Genomic DNA, 24,377 nt, shown 5'->3' with positions numbered 1-24,377 from the left:
GCGTCGGGTCCCGCGTTCATTCTTCTTCCTCGACCCAACCCATGAAAAATCCGATATACAATCCAGGTATCCTGAGATCACCGGAGGCGGCATGTCGATTCAAACTGACCTCGTCGATGGTTATTCGCGCAATTCGTGGCTGGTGCAGCGTCATCTGGATGACCTGGACCAGGCCGACACGCTCATCCGGCCGAACGGCACGGGCAATTGCATCAACTATATCTTCGGACACATCCTGCTGTGCCGCGTCGAAATGCTCGAATTGTTGGGCCAGCCGGCCGCGGTCACCCCGCAGGCGCTGCGGCGCTACGACACTGGGGCCGATCCGGTCGGGCCCGACTCGACGGATATCTGCCCGCTCGAGCAACTCGAACACTGGTGGACTGAGGTGGATGCTGAATTTCTGGCGGCCCTTCGAGGCGCCAGCGATGAGACAATGCAGCGCAGGGTGAAAACCAGCCACGGCGAAGTGGAGCTGCACCGCCGGTTGCACTTCTTCTACTTCCACGAGACTTTTCACATCGGCCAGTTCGAAATTCTGCGCCACCTGGCCGGAAAGACCGAATCGCTGATATGAAATCCGGTTCTGGCGGCGACCTTCGCCCGCCGAAGCTCCCGATCGACCTGACGCCAATCGAGCTCGCCGGGCTGTATGACGAAAATGAGTTCAGCCAGGCCAGCCTGAGCGGCGATTGTTCCGACCAGTCTGCCGCCGGGCTGCTGTTCGAGCAGTGCGCCATCCGGCGCGTCAACTTGCTCAACACCCATTTTTCAGGCCTGCGCGTTTACAACTGCCGCCTGGATCACTGCGACCTTTCCGGCGCGCAGTGGGAGGAAGCCCGGCTGCGCCGGACCGAATGGGTCGATTGCCGGCTGCGCGGCGCCAGCCTGATCGACTCGCGCTGCGAGGATGTGAATTTCAGCGGCTGCTCGATGGATGACGCCTTCTTCGCCGGGGTGATCTTTCGAGCGGCCCGCTTCACGCGCTGCTCTCTGCGCAAGGTCAATTTCGAAGGCGCCGATCTGAGCGGCGTGATCTTCGATCAATGCGATCTGAGCGGCGCCAAGCTGCCCGGCGCCAAACTCAAGGGCGCGGATCTGCGCTCGTCGAACATCGAGGGCATGCAGGTGGGCATTGCCGATCTGGGCGGCGTAAAAGTGACGATGGCCCAGGCGCTGCAGGTGGCGGCGCTGCTGGGCATTGTCATCCGCGAGGTGGGTGAGGAGGATAATCCTCCCGATCCGCAACTTCTTCCATAGCTGTGATTCTGCGCGTTTATGGTGGCCTGGCTATCGCAGCCGTTGCAACCAGCCCCGCAGAGGATTGAGATGGGCCTTGGAGGGATAAAAAATGGAACAAGCCGATCGCTTGAGTGGCTATTTGGGACTTTTGAATACCCGCCAGAAGATTAACAGGCGCAACCTGATCCTGGATGGAATCGTTTTCCTGCTGGTCCTGCTGGCGACCACCGCGATGCTTTTGTTCACCGCGTGGAATGCGCGCATGCTCTGGTTGATGGGCCTGTTCGACCTGCTGTTTGGCCTGAATTTCATCCTGGCCTGGGTTCGGCATGAGGTCAATAGGGAAAAAATTGAGTTGGTGAATAATCTATAAGGCCCGCAGTTGGATGGGGGTCCGCGATGGATAAAGAAAGGGTTTGCTCGAGCAGCGAATCAGCCCCATCCATCCGCCCGGCCTGAGAAAAAGCATGAAAAGCGCCCGAATTCGGGCGCTTTTCATGCTTTTCGTTTTCCGTGCCTGACTGCATCCCGGGGGATGAAGTCGCGGCGCTTAATTTCTCTCCAGCACGGGGTCCACCACGCGGCCCTGCATCGACCACGGACCCGTCCAGGTGATGTGCACGGGCAGGACTTTGCTGCGCAGGTCGGCGTCCGATTCAACGAAGACCAGCTTATTGGTGGGGGTGCGGCCCTTCCAGCGGTTCTTGACCTTTTCCTCGAAGAGCACGGTTGTGGCCTGGCTGAGATACCGGGCGTGAATTTCGCCGGCGATGCCCTCCTGCAGGGCCTCCAGGCGGCGGAAGCGTTCCCACTTTTCCGCATCCGGCACATCGTCCGCCAGGCGCCGGGCCGAGAAGGTGCCGGTGCGCGGTGAGTAGCGCGCCAGGTGGGCCACATCCAGTTTGAGGTCGGCCAGCAGTTCATAAGTGTGCTCGAACTGTTCGGCCGTTTCGCCGCAAAAACCGACGATGATGTCGGTGGCGATGGAAACGTTGGGGATGCGGGCGCGCAGCCTGGCCACCAGGTCGCGGTACTGCTGCACGGTGTAGCCGCGGTGCATGCTCTCCAGCACCTGGTCGTCGCCGGCCTGGATGGGCACCTCGATGTGCGGCATGATCTTGGGCAGGCTGGCCACGGCGTCCAGGAGTTCATCCGTCATCCAGTTGGGGTGCGAGGTGAGGAAGCGGACCCGTTCGAGCCCGTCGATGGCGTTCAGGCGGGTCAGCAGCCCGGCCAGGGTGGGGTATTCGGGATGGTCTTTGCCGTAGCGGTCGACGATTTGGCCCAGCAGGGTGATTTCTTTGACGCCCTGCGCCACCAGCGCGTGGGCTTCGGACAGAATTTCCTCGGGCGGGCGGCTGATCTCTCCGCCGCGGCGGTAGGGAATGATGCAGTAGGTGCAGGCGTGCGAGCACCCCAGGACAATGGGAATGAAGGCGCTGACCTGCTGGCCGCGTTCGCTGGCGGGCAGCATCAGGTCGCCATCCATCCAGGCGTAGCGCCGGACGGTTTCACGCTGTTCCAGTTCTTGAGCCTGCCCCTGGGTGAGATAGGCGATCAGGGGACCCGGATCGGAGGGCGGCGAGAACACATCCACATACGGGAGGCGGGCTTTCAAGCGTTCGCTGCCTTTGACGCCCACCAGGCAGCCCATCAGGTTGATGACCAGCCCGGGCTTTTTCTCTTTCAGGGGGCGCAGCGAACTGAGCCGTCCGTAGGCTTTATCCTCAGCGGATTGGCGGACCACGCAGGTGTTCATGACGATTACGTCGGCGTCATCGGGGCGCGGCGTATCGTGATAACCCAGGTGCTCGAGCGCCGAGGCCACCCGCTGCGAATCCGCCACGTTCATCTGACAGCCTTCTGTCCAGATGTAATATTTCATGCCGGCGATTATAACAGGATTCTGGAAAGAGGATCGAACGAGTCGAAATTATTTGCAGATCCAGGGTGAAGCTCAGGGCGATAATATAAAAACGCAAAGGCCGGAAAAGCCTTCGCGTTTTTGAATGATCGGGGTCGGTTTGCTTATGCTTCGCTGGGGTTGCTGGCGCGGCGAACCTGACTGCTCTGCCAGTTCTGCACCAGGTTGAGGCCGGCCATATAGCTGTAGCTGATGGCGTACACCAGCAGCAGCGGCATGGTGCCCAAACCCTGCGACGGCAGGAGCAGGATGATGGAAAGGATGGCGTAGATCGCCAGGCCCAATTCCACGCTGATCAACGGGCTGATGGACATGACATAGGGTTTCCCCTGCCAGTTGGAAGCGCGGGTTGCGGTCAGGTCGAATTTGGGCGTGCGCACGAATGAGCCCATATCCTTGCTGAACAGTCCCTGCAGCACAGCCAGGGTGTTGTTCACCGACAGGCCGAAGCCGATCATGACCAGCGCCGGGATCAGCTTGAGGCGGTCGATCAGGCGCGGAGTGAATTCGGTCTTCGCGCACAAATAAACCAGCGGCGGTCCGAAGGCGGTGATCATCGTCCAGGGGAACATCTTGAGGAATTTCGGGTCCAGCAGGCCGATGGGCAGCATCAACAACAGTGTGACCAGCATCAGCGGATGCACGATGTAAGCCAGGAGATGGATCGTTCCCATGACGCGCTGCGCGATGGTGATCGGCGCGCGCCACAGGTTGCCGAGGGTCTTGCGCACCACCTGGAAACTGCCCTTGGCCCAGCGGAACTGCTGCTTTTTGAAAGCCTCCACCTGAGCCGGCAGTTCAGCTTTCACCACCACCTCGGGAGTGTAGCCAATGTGCCAGCCGTGCATCTGAACCCGGTAGCTCAAATCCAGGTCCTCGCACAGCGTATCGGGCTGCCAGCCGCCGGCGTCTTCGATGGCGGTGCGCCGCCAGATGCCGGCAGTGCCGTTGAAGTTGAGGAACAGGCTGTTGCGCGAACGGGCCGTTTGCTCGACGATGAAGTGACCGTCGATGCCCAACGATTGGGCATGGGCAAACAGGTCGGTGCCGGAGTTGAGGTGGCCCCAACGGGTCTGCATGCAGGCCAGTTTGGGATCGCCAAAATAGATGACCGTTTTCTTCAGCCAGTCTGGCGAGGGAATGAAGTCGGCGTCGAAAATCGCCACCAGGTCACCGGTGGCAGTCTTCAATCCTTCCGCCAAAGCGCCAGCCTTGAATCCGGAACGGTCTTTACGCTGGATCAGTTCGATGTTATGACCGCGGGCGATGTACTTGGCGACGATTCGGCGCACCAGCACGGCGGTTTCATCGGTGGAATCATCCAGCATTTGGATTTGCAGCTTTTCACGAGGATAGTCGAGCGCTGTCACGGCGTTGAGCAGACGTTCGACCATGTAGCGCTCGTTGTATGTGGGCAGCTGCACGGTGACCGAAGGCCAATCGGGTAGCGGATTGGGCTGCATGGGTTTGCCCTTCTTCCATTCAAATAAGGCAATATTCACCACGCTGTTCACCCCATAAACCGCTAATCCAAACAAGGCCAGGACATAAAGGACTTCTATTAAGGTTGTAACGACCAACATACTTCTACTTCTCCTCTAAAATCGACCGGAATCCGGGTAAGGGAAAGCGCTGCCCATTCAAGGCAGCGCGTGTCTTTCCGGCCAAAGCTACGCAGTATAACATAGTTTTCCCGCGCGAAAATGAAGAATAGATTAGATTGTTGAGGGGGGAGGACTAGTTTTAATCGAAAAAACGGCAAATTTAATACTCCCGCCGGTATCCGGAGGCGCGTTTCGGCGAATGCAACTACGTTCGGCCTTTTGAACGATATAATCAAAATCAAACCGGATAAATTCTCCCCGAGGATCCCATGGACTTGAATTCAATGCTTTATGGTGTGCGTGCGGTCGCCCCGCGCACCTGGGCCATTTCAGATCACGGCATGGATGTGTTCTATTACGCCAGCGGCGAGAACAAAGGCCTGTTGATCGACTGCGGTTTTGGCTTCGGCGATCTGACGGCTCTGGCGCGCGGGCTGGATGACAAACCGATTCAACTGGCGCTGACCCACGGCCACCCGGACCACGCGGACGGCGCCTGGCAATTCCGGGAGGCTTTTTTGGAACGCGCTGATAAACCTGTGCTGCGGGGTTATTGTTCCGTTGAACGGCGCAGGGCAATGGCGGCAAACGAACCTTTCCGGAAAGATCCGGACGTCCTGAAGTTGTTCGAACTGGGCTTCGATGACCGGCGCTGGGCGAATTCGCCCTTGCCGCCGCTGACGTTCGTCGACCCCGGTTACACCTTCGACCTGGGCGGGCGGGTACTGGAGGTGATCCGTCTGGCCGGGCATACCCCCGGTTCGATCGGCCTGCTCGATCGCGCCAACCGCCTTCTGTTCAGCGGCGACGCCGTGCACAGCGGGCAGATCTGGCTGCAATTGCCCGAATCGAGCAATCTGGCGGATTTTCGCGCCATGCTGGTCGGACTGGCGCCGTACCGTGCTGATTTCGACCGGCTGCTGTGGGGGCATTCGCAGGACCCCGCGCCGGCCGGGTTGATCGACGACCTGATTGCCGGGGTGGAGGATTTGCTGGCCGGGCGGCGAAAAGGCGAACCGCATTCCTGGGGCGAGGGCGAAGGGCTGCTGATCGATTTCGGCTCGTCTTCCTTGTTGTATCGATAGCCAATCCATCCCCCGCGGGCATCGACCGGCGGCGGTGAAGGGGCTTGAACGCCAAATTCGGCCGCGTTGGCCCGATTGTCGATTTATAGGGTAAATAATTTTCCAAAAATCCAATAACAATATCAATTTATCCCCTCAATTTATTGATATTTGTTTTCCGTGGAAGGATGGTTGACACTATGATTCTCGCGAAACGGGATGGATAATAAAAATGAAATCAATAAGTCTACAGACTTAGTCGAAATTGTCGGAATTCAATTAAAGGAGGCAGGCATGCCCGTCAAGGGACGAATTGACGTCGACGATGTGTATTGCAAAGGCTGTGAGCTCTGCGCCAGCGTTTGCCCACAAAAGGTGATCCACATGGCCCCGGACCGCATCACGGCCAAAGGTTTTCATCCGGCAGAATTAATGAAGGAAGGCTGCACCGGGTGCGGTGTGTGCGCCGTCATGTGCCCGGAAGCTGCAATTACGGTTTACCGCGAGACCCAAGCCGCACGCGCCGCGGCCGGAGCATAGGAGGCATTCATGGCCCGAGAACTGATGAAAGGCAATGAAGCCGTCGCTGAAGCGGCGGTACGCGCTGGTCTGCAATGCTATTTTGGCTACCCCATCACCCCGCAGACGGAATTGTTGGAATATCTTTCACGACGCATGCCTGAATTGGGCCGTTCCTTCGTGCAAGCCGAAAGTGAACTGGCTGCGATCAACATGCTCTATGGCGCAACCACCACCGGCGTGCGCGCCATGACCTCCTCTTCCAGCCCCGGCATCAGCCTGATGCAGGAAGGCATTTCTTACGTCGCCGCCACCGAACTGCCGTTGGTCTTCGTCGATGTCATGCGCGGCGGTCCCGGTCTGGGCAACATTTCGCCCTCGCAGGCGGATTACAACCAGATCGTGCACGGCGGCGGTCACGGCGATTATCAGGTCCTCACCCTGGCGCCTGCCTCGGTTCAGGAAGCGGTCGATATGATGGTGGAGGCCTTCGATCTGGCAGAAAAGTACAAGACGGTCGTGTGCGTTCTGATGGACGGCTCGATCGGCCAGATGATGGAACCCTGCGAATTACCGGAAATGAAACCGCTGCGCAAGGAAGGCGAGTTCCCCGCCTGGGCTGCGCGCGGTTTACATGGCCGAGAAAAACCCAATATCCTCTCCTCGATCTATCTCAAGGTCCCCGAAGAAGAAGTTGCCAACCTGCGCATGATGCGCAACTGGCAAACGATCAAGGAGAACGAAATCCGCTACAAGGAATATTACCTGGATGATGCAGAGATTGCCATCGTCGGGTTCGGTTCCGCCGGCCGGGTCGCGTTGACCGCGGTGCGCCAGGCGCGTGCAGAGGGCATCAAGGTTGGTTTACTGCGCCCGATTTCCTTGAATCCGTATCCCGAAGCCGCCCTGGACAAACTGGCGGATCGGGTGAAGAGCATCCTGGTGACCGAAATGAACGGCGGCCAGATGCTTTTGGATGTGCAACGCATCGTTCGCGGGCGCGTACCGGTGGAGTTCTACGGCCGTCCCGGCGGTGTTGTGCCCTTCCCGGATGAAATCCTGGCTGAGATCCACCGCATGGTGGGCGGCGGGCTACCCCTGAATAGCGATGCACACCGCCTCTGGCTGGATCGCATGACGGGCAAGAATTAAGAGGAGGCTGACAGATGACAACTCTGCAAGCGAATGAACAGATTGTTTACCAGCGGCCCCGGTCGTTGATGAATGTAAGCACCCACTATTGCCCGGGCTGCACGCATGGCGTTGCTCACCGGCTGGTGGCTGAAGTAATCGATGAAATGGGCCTGCGCGATCGCACCGTTGGCGTCGCCTCGGTCGGCTGCTCGGTGTTTGCCTATAATTACTTCGATTTCGATTTTGTCCAGTCCCCGCACGGACGCGCCCCGGCCATGGCGACCGGCGTCAAACGCGCGCTGGGCCCGGATGCCATCGTCTTCTCCTACCAGGGAGATGGCGATATGGCTTCCATCGGTATGGGCGAAATTGTGCACGCCGCCGCGCGCGGTGAGAACATCACCGTCATCTTCATTAATAACACCAACTACGGTATGACCGGTGGCCAGATGGCCCCCACCACCCTGCCCGGCCAGAAGACCACGACCTCGGCATCCGGCCGCGATGTGGAACTTCAGGGCTATCCCATTCACGCGGCTGAATTACTGGCCAACCTGGATGGTGCCAGCTATGTGGTGCGCCGCGCTTTGAATGATCCCAAGAACATCCGCGCAGCCAAGAAGGCCATTCGTACGGCTTTCGAAGTGCAGGAAAAAGGGATGGGCTTCTCGATGGTGGAACTGCTCTCCATCTGCCCGACCAACTGGGGCCTGGCCCCCACCGACGCAATGGGCTGGTTGGTGGATCATATGATCCCCTTCTACCCGCTCGGCGATTTCAAAGTGATCCCGGAACTGCAGAAAGAATCCGGCGCGTCAAAGGCGGAGGGATAAGATGCAATACGAATTCATTTTCTCTGGTTTTGGCGGCCAGGGCGCGCTGTTCGCAGGCCAGATTCTGGCCTATTCAGCCATGGATTCCGGCAAGGAAGTGACCTGGATTCCGTCCTACGGCCCCGAAATGCGCGGCGGCACCGCCAATTGTACGGTGGTGATTTCCGATGAAGAGATCGGCTCGCCGCTGGTCAAGAACCCCACCGCAGTGGTAGCCATGAACCTGCCCTCGCTCGATAAGTACGAGCCGATGGTCGCCCCCGGCGGCGTGTTGATCGTCAACAGTTCGATGGTCGACCGCCAGCCGACCCGCACCGATATCAAGTGGGTGATGGTGCCGGGCAATGAACTGGCCGAACAGATTGCCGAGAAGCGCCTGACCAACATGGTGCTGCTGGGCGCGCTGCTGGCCAACCTGCCCGTGCTGCCCCTGGAAGCCATCGAAGCCGGCCTGAAGGCTCACCTGCCGGCCCGCCACCACCGCTTCCTGCCGGCCAACTCGGCTGCGCTGCACAAAGGCGCCGAATTCCTGGCCGAGCCGGTAAAGTAAAAAGACTCCTTTTCCGATCGAAAACTCCCGCCCATCGTTTCAGGCGGGAGTTTTTTCATGTCCGTAAAGCGTCGAAGTGAACCGGAGTGAGGATGACCTTAAGCCGGCTTCTGGGCCAACAGGAAGAAGTCGCCCGTATCTTCGTGGTTCTCGACGATTCGAAAACCGGCCGCCTGGGTCAGAGCCCGATAACAGGCTGCATCCCGCGTTTGAGACGGCCAGGCCGCGCCAAAACCGGTACTGACGGTTTCACCGGGTAACTCAAAAGTAAACGGAAAGACGGCGATATCCTGTTCCGCGCCAGCCGCGGCGGGTTTGGCGGGCAGGAGCGCGTCCCACACCCACAGGCGCCCGCCAGGACGCAGGACGCGGAATATTTCGGCAAGGACGGCCGCCAGATCCTGGGTTGGGATGAACATCGGCGTATAGAACAGCGTGGCCGTGTCGAAAGTGTCGTCGAGGAACTGCAGACGGGTCGCGTCCATGACGATCTTGAGCGGACCGTCCGGCGCTTCCTCCAATTCGGATTTCAGACGGTCGATGGCAATCACCTGGCGGCCTTTGAGACGCCCGATGACGCCTTCGCCGCCGCCGCCGACATCCAGAATGAAGCCTTCAGCCGGAAAATCCGGAACAACGATCGAACGCTGCGAAAAAGTATAGAAACGGCTTTCGAAAGGAACAGCGGTTGGGGGCATGATTTTCAGCAGACCTGCAAATGGAACGGCAGAAGTTCGTTTGCGTCCGATCGCTCGGCGGAGCGAGTTGGTTCTATTTCGATAACTGATAGATGCCGGCGCAGTCAGAGACCTGGGTGTAATTGAGCGTTGCGCCGAGCGTCTCGAGTGCCGGCAGCGCTTCGGCGGCGACCCAATAGCGCTCTTCATCCCAGCCTTCGCCGGCTGCCTGACGGGCCGTGTCGAGCGCCTGGCCGGTCGGGAATGAAACATCCGCAATCAGAATTTGGCCGTCCGGCTCGAGCCGGTCGCTCAAAAGCTGCCGCAGGAGGGCGACTTTTTCGGGCAGCTCGAAATGGTGGAAGACGTAGGCGGAGGTGATGCGATCGAAACGCCGGGCCAGCCCGGGCGGAAAGGGTTGGCGCAGGTCATGCAGGAAGAAGCGCGCGGCCGGAAATTTCACCCGCGCGCGGTCGATCATCTCACGCGAGAAATCCGTGCACCATACCTCGCAGCCCAGCGCCAGGAACAGCCCGGCCAGGTTGCCGGTGCCGGCGCCCAGGTCGAGAACGGCCATGCCGGACTGAACCTGCGCCTGCCGGACGACCTCGCTCAAGACGCGCCGGTAGCCGGTGAATGGAAATCCCGGACGGTCGACATCGCGGTCATACTGCCCGGCCCATTGGTCGAATTCGGAAGGCGGAAAGGGATCGGTTTCTGGAAGGGGTTGGGGCATGATTGCAGCTTTCGAGTAGGAAGTGATCTGTGAAGGATGAGTGGTGAACCGGAATCCATGAGGTGTGATCGGTGAAAGGTAACGGGCAATCTTTTCGAAACCGTGATTTGACGCCGGTTCACGACTCACATCTCACGATTTACTTTTTTTCCAAGATTCGGGTAATCGTTTCCGTGTGTTCCTGTAAGTGTTCGGTCAGAAAGGTGAGCATGTCGGACACGCTGACGGAACCGACCTGTTTGCCGTTTTCATCCTGGAAGATGACATTACATTGCCAATCGTTCGGAAAGTCAGCGGCCAGCGCGGCCATGGCGCGATTGTGGGCATGGATGAGCACCAGATCCGGGCCGATGGCGCGGCCTTCAAAGTTCAGCGCGGCCGCCCAGGCTTCATTGCCGGGGAAGCATTCGAAGCGCGCCGGCACGCCCGGCGTGGCGATGGCGCGTTTCATCTGGAACGCCCAGGCATCCCCGTCGTCGCTGACGTGATGCACGATCTGGCGAATGCTCCAGCCCCCCGGCTCTTCGCGCTGGTCCAGATCGCTTTCGCTGAGCGGTTCGATGAACGCGAGAAAGCGATTGGCGGCAGTGTTGAACTCGTCCAATTGTTTTTGTTGAGTGTGGGTGAGTGCGACCGAGACCATTTTGACCCTCCTGAAGCTGCTGATTGCAATGATAGAATGAATGTACTAAAATGTCAAGAACAGGATCCGGCCGCCCAAACGGCCAGGATCGCGGCCCACTTTTCTTTATTTGCAAACCTTTTTCCCGGCATCCTTGTATTAATACTGTCACAACCAAACTCCATGGAGCATTATGTCTGACAGAGAATCTATCCGGCGCCTGAAAAACGGCGACATTGGCGGCCTGGAAACGTTGATTGCCCGTTACCAACTGAAAGCGGTGCGCGCGGCCTACTTCATCGTTCAGGATGAACCCACTGCGGAAGATATCGTACAGGATACCTTCCTGCACATCTGCGAACGCATCCGTTATTTTGACGAGGCGCGTCCGTTCGAGCCCTACCTGATGCGCAGCGTGATCAACGCCGCGCTCAACGTGGCCAAGCAATGCGAACGCTATGCCCCGGCCAGCAACGACTGCAGCCCGGATGGGCTGGATCGCCTGCTCGCGCAGGCGGAAAGCGTGGAAACCCAGGTCGAATTCAGTGAGATCAAACGCCAGATTTTGGAGGCCATCGCCAGCCTGCCGGCGCGCCAGCGGGCAGCGGTGGTGCAGCGTTACTACCTGGATATGAGCGAACAGGAGATGGCCGCAGCATTAAGCGCAGCGCCCGGAACGGTAAAATGGCTGCTGAACGCCGCCCGCAGCCGCCTGCGCGCCCTGCTCGGCGGGGAAAGGAGCGCCAAATGACCTCAAAGAATCAAGCTAACCTGCTGGATTCAGCCGTGGCCGAGCGCGTACCCGCTTCGCTCGATCTGACCCCCAGAATCCTTTCGAAGATTCGATCCGAAAAGAGGACGATGATGAATCCGAAGTTGAAACTGGCAAGCACCCTGCTGATTGTTGTGCTGGCGGTGCTGGCCATCACCACCATCGTGTACGCCGTCTACCACATCTTCATCAACGACCCCGGCCTGCAGGCCGTGCAGGAGGCCGGCCTGGATACCGACCTGAACGTCAGCGCGCAGCCGACCGTTTTGCCGACCGCCACGCCACTCGTCGAACCGCAGGCGCCCGTGCCGGTGGCCCTCAGCCAGACCCGCGCCGGCGTGACGCTGACATTGGACTGGATTTACCTGGATGAGATGCGCCTGGGATTGGGTATGAGCTGCGCCGACCTGCCGCAGGGATTGGAACTCGGCGCGCCGCGGGTGTCTTTCGGCGCGGCGACCGTGATGCAGCCGCGCGGGTGGACGCTGCGGATGAATGACGCAGGCGGAAGTCTTGAGTATGCTTCCTATCAGGTCGTCCACGCGGATGAGGTGGCCGGGGCGCTGAACCTGAGCATCGATGTGGCGCTGCAGCAGCCGGACGGCGCGGTGCTGGATACCTTCCATTTCGATCTCAACGATATTCCGGTGTATGCTCCGCAGGACATCCGTCTGCAGCAGACTTACGCCGTCCGGCTGAACGCCGTCGAGGTGCGCCTGGAAGGCGTGCGCGTCAGTGAAACCACCACGCGGGCCATCCTGTGCTACGACGCCGCGGTCGCGAGCGTCAAGGCCGCCAATGTTTCATTGGACGGCGGTCCCGAGACGGCTTTGGATGCAGCGCGAGGGTTGGAATTGAACGGCAGTTCCTGCGCCGAGTTGACCTTCCCGGCCGGCAGCGCGGGCGACGAGAAACAACTGCTGCTGCGCGTGACTGAACTGGCCGCGGCGGACGGATCGGTGATATCCGGGCCGTGGGATCTGTACACGGACCTGCCGCAACGCTCCGCGTACGATTCTGCCGCCGCGCCCCAACCGACTGCGGCGCCGCTGGGCGAGCAGACGCTCGGGGACGTGACCGTTTCGCTGGACTGGTTCTTCGTGGATGCCAAGCGCGCCGCGGTGGGATACACCCTCCGCGGGCTGCCCGACCTGCCGGACGCGACGTCGGTTTACGGTACGATCGCCCTGAGCGACGCCGCCGGCGCGATGCTGGGTGGCGCCGGAATTGGTTCGAGCACCATCGAGCGGGTGGACGGCCAGCCGGGCGTACTGCGCGGCGTTTACAGTATCGGCTTCCAGCAGCCGCTCACCGGACCCGAGGCGACCTTCAAGCTGGATATCACCCTGGATGGTTCACAAACGAATAGCGTCCTGGGTTACATCCCGTCTTCCCCGGAAGCCACGCCCTGGCCGGCGGGTGTTTACCCGCCCGCGCTGCCCGATCGGCTGGTGGGCACCTACCACTTCGAGTTCAGCGCGCCGGTACATCCGATGACGGAAGTGGACGACGTCCCCGCAGTGACGGCTGGGGATATTGAAATGACCATACCCTATGTTGAGATGACCGCCTCGACCACGGAAGTGATGTTGTGTTTCGATAAGCCCACCGCCGAAGACTGGTGGGTGATGGAGGCGGAACTCAGGGACGCCGCCGGCAATACCGCGAAGGAAGGCGGCGGTTCGATGCTCTACGACGCCGATTTTCAACTGCCACCGCGCTTTCGCGAAGGCTGGAGCGTGCCGGAGGCAATCCAGAGCGCCGCGCACGGGCGCTGCCTGCGGATCAGTTTCCTGCTCGGGCACGGCGGGCGCTCCGGTCCGCTCACCCTGACGATCAATAGCATGGAAATTTCCCAGCCAGAGGTCATCCCGAACGACCAGATTCGCGCCGCCCAGGAAAAACTCAAGGCGCAGGGCATCGAGATGAATTATTATTCGGTGTCCACCGGCTCCGGCGGGGGCGGCGGGCCGCGTTTCACCAGCCTGCCGGCGGGGATGAGTTTCGAAGAGGCCTATCGGAAGTTCACCGAGGCGTTGGGTTACGTGCATGCCGGCCCGTGGGTGTTCAGGCTCCAGGTCGCGCCCTAGACGCCGGCAAGGCAGCCCACAAAATTTCCGCCCTGTGATCCGCAGATTTCACAGGGCGATTTTTTGTTTATAATTAAACCATACTGGACCCGGAGAACCGCTGGATGCAAAACATTCCACCCGAACGTAAGGCGCAGATCGATGCCGTGCTGGCGCAGGCCGTCACCGCCAAGCTGGCCACCGCCAACCCCAAAACGACGCAGCCGCACGTGGTGCCGGTCTGGTTTTGGTGGGACGGCGAGCGCATCTGGATCAGCGCCTTTTCGAGCACGCGCAAGGTGAAGGAACTGCGCCTGAACCAACGCTGCTCGATTTTGGTGGAGCCCTTACCCGGCACCAGCCCCCTGCAGGGCGTGCTGCTCGAAGGCGTGGCCGAGTTGATCAGCGCCGATCGGGAACGGGTGGCGCAATTCTCCGAACGCATCTATGCGCGTTATTTGACCGCTGAAGAATTGCAGGCGGAAGCTCCCCAATCCTGGATGGTGGATCCTGAAAACACGCTGGTCAGCCTTAATCCGGATAAGTTGATGGCATTCTAATACCATCTTGACCATTTCTTGACATTTTCTTGACGCTTCCTATGTTAATCTTGATGATTACTTGACCAAAATGCGTTTCTGTACGCATCAGATTGCGAATTGGATGGAGCGTTGAGTTGTGAATATTAAAGATACTCATTCGAATATCTTTGAAGAAATGACAGAGCATACCCCGCGGGCCTCTCTGCAAACGATGCTGATCGGGCGGCCACTGGCGACGGAGGAAGCCTCGCACCAAACCATCGGCAAACTGGTCGGGCTGGCTGTTTTCTCCTCCGACGCCATGTCCTCGGTAGCCTATGGTCCCCAGGAAATGATGATGATTCTGGTGGCAGCCGGCATGGGCGGGCTGCGCATGGCATTCCCCATTGCACTGGCCATCGCTATTCTATTGATGATCCTGGTTTTTTCTTACGAGCAAACGATCCACGCTTATCCGGATGGCGGCGGAGCGTACATTGTCGCGCGCGACAACCTGGGCGAACTGCCTTCTCAAACAGCGGCGGCGGCCTTGCTGACCGATTACATCCTGACCGTGGCTGTGTCCATTTCTTCCGGCGTGGCGCAGGTCGTCTCGGCTTTTCCGGCATTGTATACCTACCGCGTTGAAATCGCCGTGGGTATGATCCTGCTGGTCATGCTAATCAACCTGCGCGGCACTAAAGAATCGGGCATTACTTTTGCCATTCCGACGTACTTCTTCTTGATTTTGATGTTTGCTACGGTGATCATGGGGTTTGCGCGCCTGTTAACCGGTACGTTGGGCTCCGTGGTTAACCCGCCCGCGTTTGAGACCAACCTGTTACAGCCCCTGTCGCTGTTTCTCATCCTGCGCGCCTTTGCCAACGGCACTACATCCTTGACCGGTGTGGAAGCGATTTCGAACGGTATCACCGCCTTCCGCGAGCCGCGCGCCAAGAACGCTGGCGCCACGTTGATGTGGATGGCTGGCATCCTGGGTTCATTGTTGCTGGGCATCACATTCCTAAGTGTGCACATCGGCGTCGTACCGGTGGAAGGTGAAACGGTCATTTCGCAACTCACCCGTACCGTCTACGGCAACCGCAACCTGCTTTATTTGCTGACGATCAGCGCCACCACCGTCATCTTGATGATGGCTGCCAACACCGCCTTCGCTGATTTTCCGCGCCTGGGGGCGCTGGTGGCCGCGGATGGTTATCTGCCGCGGCAGCTTTCCGTACGCGGCAGTCGGTTGGTCTTTTCACGCGGCATCATCTTACTGGCAGCCATTGCCTCGCTTCTGGTGATCAGATTCGAGGCCAGCGTTTCCGGATTGATCCCGCTGTACGCCATCGGCGTCTTCCTGTCCTTCTCCTTGTCGCAGGGCGGCATGGCGCACCGCTGGTGGAAATCAGGTCACCTGAAACCCGGCGAGGAAATCGTGGAGCAAGGCTCAACGTTGCATTATGACAAGGGTTGGAAACACAAGATGATCATCAATGGCCTGGGCTCGCTCTGTACCGCCATGGTCATGATTATCTTTGCCGTGACCAAATTCAAGGACGGCGCCTGGGTGGTGATTTTGCTCACACCGGCGTTGGTCGCTTTCTTCTTCACGATCCGCCGCCATTATGCCCGCCTGGCGAAGCAGCTTTCGTTGGAAAACAACCCGCGCAAGGGGCATATTCGCCGCAACCGGGTCATCATGCCGGTCAGCGGAGTGCACAGCGGCACCCTGATCGCGCTGCGGTATGCGCGTACCATTTCGGACGATATCACTGCGGTGCATATTTCCATAGATGCGAAGGAGACAGCCAAGCTGGAGGAGAAATGGGAGAAGTGGGGCGAGGAATACCGCCTGGTGGTGCTCAAATCGCCTTACCGTCTGTTCCTCGAACCGCTCCTGGATTATATCGACAAGCTGTGCGCGGTGGCCGGTCCGACGGACATCATCACCATCATCGTGCCGCAGTTCATCCCCAAGCACTGGTGGACGAACTTCCTGCATACACGTACGGCTGAGGCGCTGCGCAAAGAGCTCCTGCACCGCGACAATATCGTGATTACCGAAGTGCCCTATCAGGTGGAATGAAAAAGTGGTCAGCGGTTAGCTGTTAGCGATTAGCTGTTAGCTTTTGGCTGTTAGCTGAAGATCTGAATGGACTGAAGGATTTGTAATCCTTTGGTCCATTTTTTATCGAAATCGGCGGTCTCTTGACCCATTCTTGACGCTTCGATGCCGATTCTTGCCCGCGTTTTGACGGTGAGGGTTGTATAAACTCATCGTTATTAAAATCGTTTGGAGCAGTGTGCATTGAATATCAAAGAATCGGTCTCGAATATCTTTATCGAAACGACTGGGTTTACGCCCAAGCGGTCGCTGCAAACCATGCTGATCGGGCGGCCGCTGGCGACGGAGGATGCCCCCCACCAGACCATCGGCAAGTTGATCGGCCTGGCGGTGTTCTCATCAGACGCCATGTCCTCGGTGGCTTACGGTCCGCAGGAACTGATGATGATCCTGGTGGCGGCTGGCACGGGATTGCTGCATCTGGCTTTCCCCATTGTGCTGGGCATCGTCGGTTTGTTGATGATCCTGACTTTCTCGTATGAGCAAACCATCCATGCGTATCCGGACGGCGGCGGTGCGTACATCGTTGCCCGCGACAACCTGGGCGAATTGCCGGCTCAGACCGCCGGCGCGGCCCTGCTGACCGATTACATCCTCACCGTGGCCGTGTCCATTTCTTCCGGCGTGGCGCAGATCGTATCCGCTTTTCCGGCGCTGTACACTTACCGGGTCGAGATTGCCGTGGCAATGATTCTGCTGATCATGCTGATCAACCTGCGCGGTGTAAAAGAATCGGGAATCACTTTTGCCGTCCCAACCTACTTTTTCCTGGTGCTGATCTTCGCCACGGTCATCATCGGTTTTGTGCGTTTGCTTGCCGGTACCCTGGGCACGGTGGTCAATCCGCCGACGCTGGAAACAAACGTATTGCAGCCGCTCACGATGTTCCTGATCCTGCGCTCTTTCGCGAACGGCACCACCTCCTTGACCGGCGTGGAAGCCATTTCCAACGGCATCACGGCTTTCCGCGAGCCGCGCGCGAAGAATGCCGGCATCACGCTCCTTTGGATGGCTGGCATTTTGGGCTCGCTGCTCATCGGTATCACCTTCCTGAGCATTCATGTTGGCGTCATTCCGGTGGATGGTGAGACGGTCATTTCGCAATTGGCGCGCACCGTTTACGGTAGTCGTGGTCCGCTTTATCTGCTCACCATCAGCGCCACCACGATTATTCTGGTGATGGCGGCCAACACGGCATTCGCTGACTTCCCGCGCCTGGGCGCGCTGCATGCCGGCGACGGCTTCCTGCCCCGGCAGCTCACCTACCGCGGCAGCCGGTTGGTATTTTCCTACGGCATCGTAGCGTTATCGGTCATTGCCTCGCTGCTGGTGATTGCTTTCCAGGCCAGCGTCACCCGCTTGATTCCCTTGTATGCCATCGGCGTATTTCTATCGTTCACCCTGTCGCAGACGGGTATGGCGCGCCGCTGGTGGAAATCGGGCCACCTGAAACCCGGTGAAGAGATCGTCGAACCCGGTTCGACGGTGCGTTATGACAACGGCTGGAAGCATAAAATGATCATCAACGGTCTGGGCGCTTTCTGCACCGCTGTGGTGATGATCGTCTTTGCGGTGACCAAGTTCAAGGACGGCGCCTGGGTGGTGATTCTGCTGACGCCGGTGCTGGTGACGATATTCTTCTCGATCCACCGCCATTACAAGAACCTGGCCCGGCAGCTTTCATTGGACAATCCGGCTCCCAAGAAGCCGCATATCCGCCGCAACCGCGTCATCATGCCCATCAGCGGCGTGCACCGCGGCACGCTGGAGGCGCTGCGCTTCGCCCGCACGCTTTCGGACGATATAACCGCCGTACATATCTCGGTCGACGCGAAAGAGACGGCCAAGGTGGAAGAGAAATGGGAAAAATGGGGCGAGGAATACCGCCTGATAGTGTTGAATTCGCCTTACCGCGTGTTCCTGGAGCCCTTGCTGGACTATATCGATAAACTGGCCGCGGTCGCCAACCCGACCGACATCATCACCATCGTCGTACCCCAATTTATACCCCAACACTGGTGGACGAGTTTCCTGCACACGCGCACGGCCGAATCGCTGCGCAAGGCGCTGCTGCACCGCGAAAATATCGTCATTACCGAGGTGCCGTACCAGGTGAAGTGAGCAGAAGCGATTGGCCGTCAGTAATTAGCCATTCACAGTTGGCTGTTGGCTGTTAGTGGTCGGCGGTCAGTGGATGGAAAAGATGCGGCCAGGGGTGCCATTTGGGATTCAGTCCCAAAATGATACCCCCCGGCCGTGTCTTTTTGAGTACAATCGTCTCGGATGGTTTCCGGTGGTCTGTCCAGGAACCCATTGCCTCATGATCTCATCTCCCGGCGTCAGCCGCATTTTTGGAATGCAAATTCGAAGACTTTGCTTATGCACCTTGAAACCCCTCGCCTGACCCTGCGCGAATTTCGCGTTTCTGATTTCGATGCATTGTATGCCATCGACAGCCGGACTGAAGTGGTGCGGTTTGAGCCGCAAATGGGCGCCGACGGCGTTGGAGCTTACCTGCACGAGGCCGAGATGCAGGCGCATATCCAGCCGCGCACGCTGTTCCGTTTTGCCATCACCCGAAAGCCGGACGATACCGTGCGCGGCCTGATCGGCTTATCTCTGAACATCCGCATGACGCGCGATTGGGAAATTGCCTGGATGATGCATCCGGATGAATGGGGCAAGGGCTATGCCACGGAGGCCGCCCAAAGCGTGATCGATTTTGCATTCCAGAAACTGGACGCGCATCGCGTGGTTGCCTTTTGCGACGCGGATAACCGGGCCTCAGAACGGGTCATGCAAAAACTGGGCTTGCGCCACGAGGGCAGCATGCGCCAGACGCGCCTGCTGCGCGGCGAATGGCGGGATGAACTGCTTTACGGGGTCCTGGAATGCGAATGGCCTGAGATCAGACGAAGATCAGGCCTGAAGTAAAGCCAGGGCGGCCTTCAGATCTTCGGCGATCATTCTGCGCTTGCTTTTCTCGATGAAGAAGCTTGGACCGGCCTGCAGGTAGGAGGGGAAAACGCGCCGGCCGCGGTAGGTGAAAGTCTGTCCGCGCAGCTTGTAGGTGGACACCGCCGGAATGACGCGTTCCTCTTGATGCCGTCTGGCAATGGCATTCAGCGCCTAGATGGCGACATCGCCCATCAACAGGTAGGCGGCGGCGTTCGGGAAGAGCGCCAGTTCCTGCTCCAGCAGGCGCGAACAGGCCGCGATGGTCGCTTTCTGGATGGCGTACCCGGTTTTGGCGCATTTCACCGCTGGCGTGCAGTAGATGCCGTGCGCAAGTAAATCGCCGATTGAGCTGGCCTTCAGGCCGGCATCTTCGAACGCCTGGAGGGTCGTACGGGCAAATAAAGCGTTGCCAGAGGCGTAATAATCGTCCTCTGGCAACGCCGAAGCGCATTCCGAGATCAGCACCAGGCGGACTGCCGCCGGGTCGAGTTCGACGGCTGGAACGCTGCTACGCTCGGGCAGTACATCCGCGCACGGAGAATCCGTACAAAACACATTCTGATCGATACGCATCGCATCCTCAAGTCTGAGGGGATGCTTAAATTATGGAATATTTGTTTTATAAAGTCAATCCCTCGATCAGGAAAAGGCGCGGTGTTCATACCAGCCGGATTTCTGAACCTCGAAGACATCGAATTCAGGGATATAAGGTTTGATATCCAACAGTGGAGTGCCGTCGAGCATGTCGGCGCCGAGGAAATGCAGCACGCCGTCTGCACAACTGACCACCCGGACGATCGAAATACCGAGCCGGTTGGGACGGCATGGATAGCGCGTGGCAAAGACGCCGTGCTCGCGATCGTCCAAAAAGGGCTTGACCTTCAACCGGTCCGGCGCCTGGCATTGGTGCAACCGGTACAGCAGGTAGAGGTGAGAGAATTCCTCCACGCCTTCCAGGCCTTCGGTATATTCCGGAAACACCTCGGCGCTGCCCGGCAGTTCGGAACGCGCTGATTGGATGGGCATTCCTTCGGTCATGCTGAAGGGCGTGTGCAATATGCCGATGGGCTGAAGCATAATTTCCACAGTTTTTTCGCTCAAGCGCGGCCGGCCTAGTGCAGTTTTTCGGTGTGATCGACCAGCGTGCCGTTCAGATAATCCTGAACTGCCGCATCGATGTCGTTTTGATCGGTGACCACGGGTTGGATATTGAGCCGGCGTATGCTTTCGTAGGCGCCGTAACCCATACCGCCGCACAGCAGCACCTGGCAGTCACGGATGGCCTCGGCCATGTGAACGTGTTTGCCGTGCGAGTCTTCATCATGACCATGTTCGCCTTCATGATGATGCTCTTCGAGATGATCACACTGGTTGTGACCCATCTTCTCGCGCATTTCGCGCTCGACGATCTGGCCGTTCTCGACGCTCAATACCATGTAATACGGCGCGCGGCCGAAATGCTGGCTGATGGTCTTGCCATCCTCGGTAATGACTGCGATCTTCATCGAAAATGCTCCTTTTTGGGTCAAGCTGCGGATAAAATGGCGTTTCAGCGGTTCTTCATGCCGGTCCGGGGAGTGTAAGATCAGCAGGAAACGGGCTTCCTGCGGGCTGGAATTCCTCCAGCTATGGGGCAGGTGCGATTCAAAGACCAGGGCGTCCCCCGGACCGATGGGATAGGTCTTTTCTTCGATACGATATTCGATGCTGCCGGTCAGACCGAAAACGAACTCGTGCCCGGTATGCACGATGATGGGGTCGCGATGCCCCTCGCCGGGCTGCAGGGTGACGATGAAAGGCTGCAGTTCGCTTCCGGCCAGATCTTTGCCCAGGTTTTGCATCGTCGAGCTCCCGAACTGAGTGGTCGGGCGCTCCTGGTTCGGGGTGTACACCACACGGCGCGGTGCCAGGGTGGATTCGAAAAAGGCGGTGATGGGGATTTCCAGTGAATGAGCCAGTTGCTGCAGCGTGCTCACCGAGGGTGAAGTTTTGCCGTTTTCGATCAGGCTGAGGGTATTGATATTGAAACCGCTGCGTTCGGCCAGGGCGCGCAGCGAGAATCCGCGTGAGGCGCGCAGTTCACGCAGCCTGCGCCCCACTTCCGTTTCAGTATTTGCAGATAACTCTTCTTTACGATCCGCTGCTGGCATACGATTTTTGTATCCTCAGGATGGAGTTGAATGTCAAATGTACCAATATTATAGTACAAAAATGCGTTTATGTCATATATAAATAGTAGCCTCTTACAAACCCTTTTGTAAGAGGTCAACCCAATCGAACCTACCAGCCTGCGCTCAGGAAAAATCGACCAGCCCGGACGGCAAAGGCTGCCCGGTGATCCAGGCTCGCAGCATGTCGGCGCATAATTGGGGATTGTTGAAGGGCCAGTTGTGTTCCTGGGGGGCCGACCAACCGAGGCCCTGGCCCACCAGAACGGCGCGGCTGCGGGGCAGCCGTTGCTTCAACAGGCGGTTGGTGGGCTGAATATCCGTCTTTTCATGCGGCCCGGCGATCAGCAGCACCGGCAGGTCGGCTTTTTCGAGGCCGGCCGGAGCGCGGTAGCGGTAGTTCTCGCTCATCACATGCGCCCAACCCGTGCGGTTGAGATTTTGAAAATTGCGTTTGAACTGTGGAAAATACCGCTCGGGAATTCCGGTGGAAGTATGCAAATTCCAACGAATCCAGGCGTCATTGTGCTTCCAGGGCGCGATGCCCAGCCAGTAGACCAGCGACATGGCCGCTTCCGAGAAGATCCCCAGCCGGTAACCGGGCACGGGCAGGAGCTGCGCGCCGCTGATGACCGCGCTGAACACGGCTTCCGGCGCGCGCGCCAGCATCTCCACCGCCACCTGCCCGCCGACCGAGAGGCCGAAGACGTGGGCTCGACCCTGCGGCGTCCGTTCGCGGATCAATTGCAGAATCCCCTGCGCGGCGAGCGGGACACTGAAGCGGCCATTGGCATGGTTGGAGCCGTGTTCCGGTAATTCGGGCATCAGGCAGTGAAAATCCTTCAGGAAGGGGACGACCTCATCCCAGACCCACACGCCGCCCGCGCCGCCGTGGATCAGCACCAGCGGCAGGCCCTGGGGATTGCCATATTCGAAATAAGTGGGTAAAACGGATGTGTTCATGGGTTCTACTTTATGGTTTAATGATTTTAACATAGAGCGGGGTTGGGTGCGGAGGGAACCGTGAAACTTGTTCGGATGAACCAATTGCGCCCGGAGCGTTTTTTGGCGTTGCTGACCGGCGCGATGGGGCTGGTCAACCTGTTTTCGGCGGTCACCCCGGCTTTGAAAAGCCGGCTGTTGTTTCTGGAAGAGATGGTCCCTTTGCAGGTTCGCACCGGCACGCGCCTGGCGACTGCGCTGTCGGGTTTTGCCCTTTTCCTGCTGGCGACGGGTATCTGGCGCGGCAAACGCACAGCCTGGGTGGTCACCCTGGCGACGCTGGCAGTCAGCACCCTCGCCCATTTGTTCAAGAGCCTGGATATCGAGGAAGCCAGCCTGGCGGTCCTGCTGATCGTGGGGCTGGTCCTTTTTCGCGGCCGTTTTCAGGCCCGTTCAGATGCGCCGACCATCGAACGCGGTCTGCGCACGCTGGGCATGGCGCTGGCCTTCACGCTGGCTTATGGCACGGCCGGTTTCTACCTTCTGGACCGGCATTTCTCAATTCAATTCAATCTGTGGCAGGCGGTCTTACAAACCCTGCGCATGTTTACCGAGTTTACGGATCCCGGCCTGATTGCGACCACTCGTTTCGGCCGCTACTTCGCGGACTCGGTCTATGTGATTGGCGCGGTGACCATTGGATACGCCCTGCTGGCGCTGCTGGCGCCGGTGCTGCTGCGCTATGCCGCCGAACGCAGCGAACGCGAGAAGGCTGCCGATCTTGTTAAGCAGCACGGGCGAACGGTTTTGGCGCGTTTCTGCCTGTTCGATGACAAGCATTATTTCTTTTCCCCGGGCGGTTCGGTCATTGCCTTTGCCTACAATAACCGCACCGCCGTGGCCCTGGGAGATCCGATCGGCCCGGCGGAGGACGTGCTGGCGGCGGTGCAGGCCTTCCAGGCCTTCTGCCAGCGCAATGATTGGTTGGCGGCGTTCTACCAGACCCTGCCGGATCATCTGGAAGCTTACCGGGCAGCCGGCATGCAGGCGCTCAAAATCGGCGAGGAAGCGCTGGTGGACCTGCAGGCCTTCACCCTCAAGGGCGGCGAGATGAAATCGGTGCGCACCTCGGTCAACAAACTCGAACGCCTGGGCTATACCTGCCGCATCAGCCAGCCGCCGCACGACGCCGCCCTTCTGGACCGTTTGCAAGCGATCTCGAACGAATGGCTGGAGGGGCGCAAGGAAATGAAGTTCTCGTTGGGCTGGTTCGAGCGCGGTTATCTCGACACCACACCCATTCTGAGCGTGCTGGATCCGCAGGGCCAGGTGGTCGCCTTTGCCAATCTGGTGGACGAGTACCAGAACCACGGGGTGGGGGTGGATTTGATGCGTCACCAACGCGAGCTGCCGGCCGGGACGATGGATTACCTGTTTGCCAGCCTGCTACAAACCGCGCAGCAAATGGGCTACCCGCGCTTCAATCTGGGGTTGAGCGGCCTGTCCGGCGTGGGCGAGATTACCGGCGATCCGGCCATCGAACGCGCGCTGCACTATATCTATACCCACGTCAACACGACCTATAATTTCCGCGGGTTACACGGCTTCAAAGAAAAATTCGGACCCTCCTGGTCGCCACGCTATCTGATCTACCCCAACCTGGCCAGCCTGCCGGTAGTGGCGTTGGCGTTAAGCGGCCTGAGCGATTGAGATTTACAATCCGTAGCCGCGGACCTGCGCGTCTGCTCTTCAGTCGCCGGTTGGGTCGACATTCAGGAAGTGTGAGTAACCGGATTGGAAAGAACGCATCGCCATTAATCGATGCATTGGCCTACAAGGGATTGAGTCGGCGCATAGGTCGACCGCTACTGCCGGTGGTGGCGCTGGCGTTGAGTGACTTGAGCGATTGAG

26 protein-coding genes are annotated in these 24,377 nt (G+C 58.9%); 16 read left to right on the top strand and 10 right to left on the bottom strand.

The genetic code is table 11. The features are described from left to right. Positions 1-91: 91 nt before the first annotated feature. The 3 genes from LARV_RS00980 to LARV_RS00970 all read left to right on the top strand — a co-directional run bounded on the left by LARV_RS00980 (position 92) and on the right by LARV_RS00970 (position 1,615). Positions 92-577 carry a DinB family protein gene (locus tag LARV_RS00980; protein ID WP_075071879.1) on the top strand — a complete coding sequence of 162 codons (486 nt, stop codon included), beginning with the start codon at positions 92-94 and terminating at the stop codon, positions 575-577. After that, positions 574-1,260, top strand: a complete 687-nt coding sequence (locus LARV_RS00975) for a pentapeptide repeat-containing protein (RefSeq protein WP_075071878.1) — start codon at positions 574-576, stop codon at positions 1,258-1,260. The genes LARV_RS00980 and LARV_RS00975 overlap by 4 nt, the downstream gene beginning before the upstream one ends. A 91-nt stretch (positions 1,261-1,351) precedes the next feature. Beyond that, complete coding sequence (locus LARV_RS00970; protein WP_075071877.1) at positions 1,352-1,615, top strand: hypothetical protein; 264 nt, start codon at positions 1,352-1,354, stop codon at positions 1,613-1,615. Between the two features lie 177 nt (positions 1,616-1,792). Here the strand turns inward: LARV_RS00970 and miaB are convergent, their stop codons facing one another. Together miaB and LARV_RS00960 are read right to left on the bottom strand one after the other, a co-directional pair. Beyond that, positions 1,793-3,127 (bottom strand): tRNA (N6-isopentenyl adenosine(37)-C2)-methylthiotransferase MiaB, encoded by a 1,335-nt coding sequence (gene miaB / locus LARV_RS00965; RefSeq protein ID WP_075071876.1) that lies wholly within the window; start codon positions 3,125-3,127, stop codon positions 1,793-1,795. A 143-nt stretch (positions 3,128-3,270) separates the two neighbouring features. Then, complete coding sequence (locus LARV_RS00960; RefSeq protein WP_075071875.1) at positions 3,271-4,749, bottom strand: glycosyltransferase; 1,479 nt, start codon at positions 4,747-4,749, stop codon at positions 3,271-3,273. Positions 4,750-5,039: 290 nt separating this feature from the next. Between LARV_RS00960 and LARV_RS00955 the strand changes: the two genes are divergently transcribed. From LARV_RS00955 to LARV_RS00935, 5 genes are all read left to right on the top strand, one after another. Further along, on the top strand, positions 5,040-5,855 hold the full coding sequence (locus tag LARV_RS00955) for an MBL fold metallo-hydrolase (protein ID WP_075071874.1): 816 nt from the start codon (positions 5,040-5,042) through the stop codon (positions 5,853-5,855). Positions 5,856-6,053: 198 nt separating this feature from the next. Next, positions 6,054-6,374, top strand: coding sequence for a 4Fe-4S dicluster domain-containing protein (locus LARV_RS00950; RefSeq protein ID WP_236709898.1), 321 nt, complete (start codon positions 6,054-6,056; stop codon positions 6,372-6,374). 9 nt (positions 6,375-6,383) lie between these two features. Further along, positions 6,384-7,505, top strand: coding sequence for a 3-methyl-2-oxobutanoate dehydrogenase subunit VorB (gene vorB / locus LARV_RS00945; RefSeq protein WP_075071873.1), 1,122 nt, complete (start codon positions 6,384-6,386; stop codon positions 7,503-7,505). A 14-nt stretch (positions 7,506-7,519) separates the two neighbouring features. Next, positions 7,520-8,320: a thiamine pyrophosphate-dependent enzyme gene (locus tag LARV_RS00940; RefSeq protein ID WP_075071872.1), complete on the top strand. Its 801-nt coding sequence runs from the start codon at positions 7,520-7,522 to the stop codon at positions 8,318-8,320. A gap of 1 nt (position 8,321) precedes the next feature. Further along, complete coding sequence (locus LARV_RS00935; protein WP_075071871.1) at positions 8,322-8,870, top strand: 2-oxoacid:acceptor oxidoreductase family protein; 549 nt, start codon at positions 8,322-8,324, stop codon at positions 8,868-8,870. A gap of 98 nt (positions 8,871-8,968) precedes the next feature. On the opposite strand, the gene LARV_RS00930 is transcribed toward LARV_RS00935, so the two are convergent. The 3 genes from LARV_RS00930 to LARV_RS00920 form a co-directional block, all read right to left on the bottom strand. Further along, positions 8,969-9,568: a class I SAM-dependent methyltransferase gene (locus LARV_RS00930; protein WP_075071870.1), complete on the bottom strand. Its 600-nt coding sequence runs from the start codon at positions 9,566-9,568 to the stop codon at positions 8,969-8,971. A gap of 73 nt (positions 9,569-9,641) precedes the next feature. Next, on the bottom strand, positions 9,642-10,283 hold the full coding sequence (locus LARV_RS00925; protein WP_075071869.1) for a class I SAM-dependent methyltransferase: 642 nt from the start codon (positions 10,281-10,283) through the stop codon (positions 9,642-9,644). 139 nt (positions 10,284-10,422) lie between these two features. Beyond that, positions 10,423-10,926 (bottom strand): DinB family protein, encoded by a 504-nt coding sequence (locus LARV_RS00920; RefSeq protein WP_075071868.1) that lies wholly within the window; start codon positions 10,924-10,926, stop codon positions 10,423-10,425. Between the two features lie 172 nt (positions 10,927-11,098). Here LARV_RS00920 and LARV_RS00915 point away from each other — a divergent pair, with 172 nt between their 5' ends. From LARV_RS00915 to LARV_RS00890, 6 genes are all read left to right on the top strand, one after another. Then, entirely contained in the window at positions 11,099-11,656 is a 558-nt protein-coding gene (locus LARV_RS00915; RefSeq protein WP_075071867.1) for an RNA polymerase sigma factor, read from the top strand. Further along, positions 11,653-13,767, top strand: coding sequence for a hypothetical protein (locus tag LARV_RS00910; RefSeq protein ID WP_075071866.1), 2,115 nt, complete (start codon positions 11,653-11,655; stop codon positions 13,765-13,767). The genes LARV_RS00915 and LARV_RS00910 overlap by 4 nt, the downstream gene beginning before the upstream one ends. 104 nt (positions 13,768-13,871) lie before the next feature. Beyond that, positions 13,872-14,306 carry a pyridoxamine 5'-phosphate oxidase family protein gene (locus LARV_RS00905; protein WP_075071865.1) on the top strand — a complete coding sequence of 145 codons (435 nt, stop codon included), beginning with the start codon at positions 13,872-13,874 and terminating at the stop codon, positions 14,304-14,306. 118 nt (positions 14,307-14,424) lie between these two features. Continuing rightward, a complete protein-coding gene (locus LARV_RS00900; protein WP_236709897.1) occupies positions 14,425-16,359 on the top strand; it encodes an APC family permease in 1,935 nt (644 codons plus the stop codon). A gap of 222 nt (positions 16,360-16,581) precedes the next feature. Beyond that, a complete protein-coding gene (locus LARV_RS00895; RefSeq protein ID WP_236709896.1) occupies positions 16,582-18,519 on the top strand; it encodes an APC family permease in 1,938 nt (645 codons plus the stop codon). Between the two features lie 258 nt (positions 18,520-18,777). Beyond that, on the top strand, positions 18,778-19,332 hold the full coding sequence (locus tag LARV_RS00890) for a GNAT family N-acetyltransferase (RefSeq protein ID WP_075071864.1): 555 nt from the start codon (positions 18,778-18,780) through the stop codon (positions 19,330-19,332). On the opposite strand, the gene LARV_RS19995 is transcribed toward LARV_RS00890, so the two are convergent. The 5 genes from LARV_RS19995 to LARV_RS00860 form a co-directional block, all read right to left on the bottom strand. Then, positions 19,318-19,476, bottom strand: a complete 159-nt coding sequence (locus LARV_RS19995) for a uracil-DNA glycosylase (protein ID WP_152031648.1) — start codon at positions 19,474-19,476, stop codon at positions 19,318-19,320. The genes LARV_RS00890 and LARV_RS19995 overlap by 15 nt on opposite strands. 51 nt (positions 19,477-19,527) lie before the next feature. Then, the gene (locus LARV_RS00885; RefSeq protein ID WP_083522227.1) at positions 19,528-19,929 is read right to left on the bottom strand and encodes a uracil-DNA glycosylase family protein; all 402 of its coding nucleotides are present in this window, start codon (positions 19,927-19,929) and stop codon (positions 19,528-19,530) included. Between the two features lie 66 nt (positions 19,930-19,995). Next, positions 19,996-20,457, bottom strand: coding sequence for a tRNA (N6-threonylcarbamoyladenosine(37)-N6)-methyltransferase TrmO (gene tsaA, locus LARV_RS00880; RefSeq protein ID WP_236709895.1), 462 nt, complete (start codon positions 20,455-20,457; stop codon positions 19,996-19,998). 11 nt (positions 20,458-20,468) lie between these two features. Continuing rightward, positions 20,469-21,506, bottom strand: coding sequence for a NifB/NifX family molybdenum-iron cluster-binding protein (locus LARV_RS19795; protein WP_083522226.1), 1,038 nt, complete (start codon positions 21,504-21,506; stop codon positions 20,469-20,471). A gap of 144 nt (positions 21,507-21,650) precedes the next feature. Next, positions 21,651-22,487 (bottom strand): alpha/beta fold hydrolase, encoded by an 837-nt coding sequence (locus LARV_RS00860; protein ID WP_075071862.1) that lies wholly within the window; start codon positions 22,485-22,487, stop codon positions 21,651-21,653. A gap of 60 nt (positions 22,488-22,547) precedes the next feature. Between LARV_RS00860 and LARV_RS00855 the strand changes: the two genes are divergently transcribed. Next, complete coding sequence (locus LARV_RS00855; RefSeq protein ID WP_201785849.1) at positions 22,548-24,176, top strand: phosphatidylglycerol lysyltransferase domain-containing protein; 1,629 nt, start codon at positions 22,548-22,550, stop codon at positions 24,174-24,176. Between the two features lie 71 nt (positions 24,177-24,247). After that, positions 24,248-24,376, top strand: coding sequence for a hypothetical protein (locus LARV_RS20775; RefSeq protein ID WP_269084961.1), 129 nt, complete (start codon positions 24,248-24,250; stop codon positions 24,374-24,376). Position 24,377 lies beyond the last annotated feature (1 nt).

Origin of the sequence: Longilinea arvoryzae, assembly GCF_001050235.1 — a bacterium.
GTDB classification, from domain to species: Bacteria; Chloroflexota; Anaerolineae; order Anaerolineales; family Anaerolineaceae; genus Longilinea; species Longilinea arvoryzae.
The sequence above is the reverse complement of the archived record's forward strand: the minus strand, read 5'-3'. Positions and strand labels throughout refer to the sequence as shown.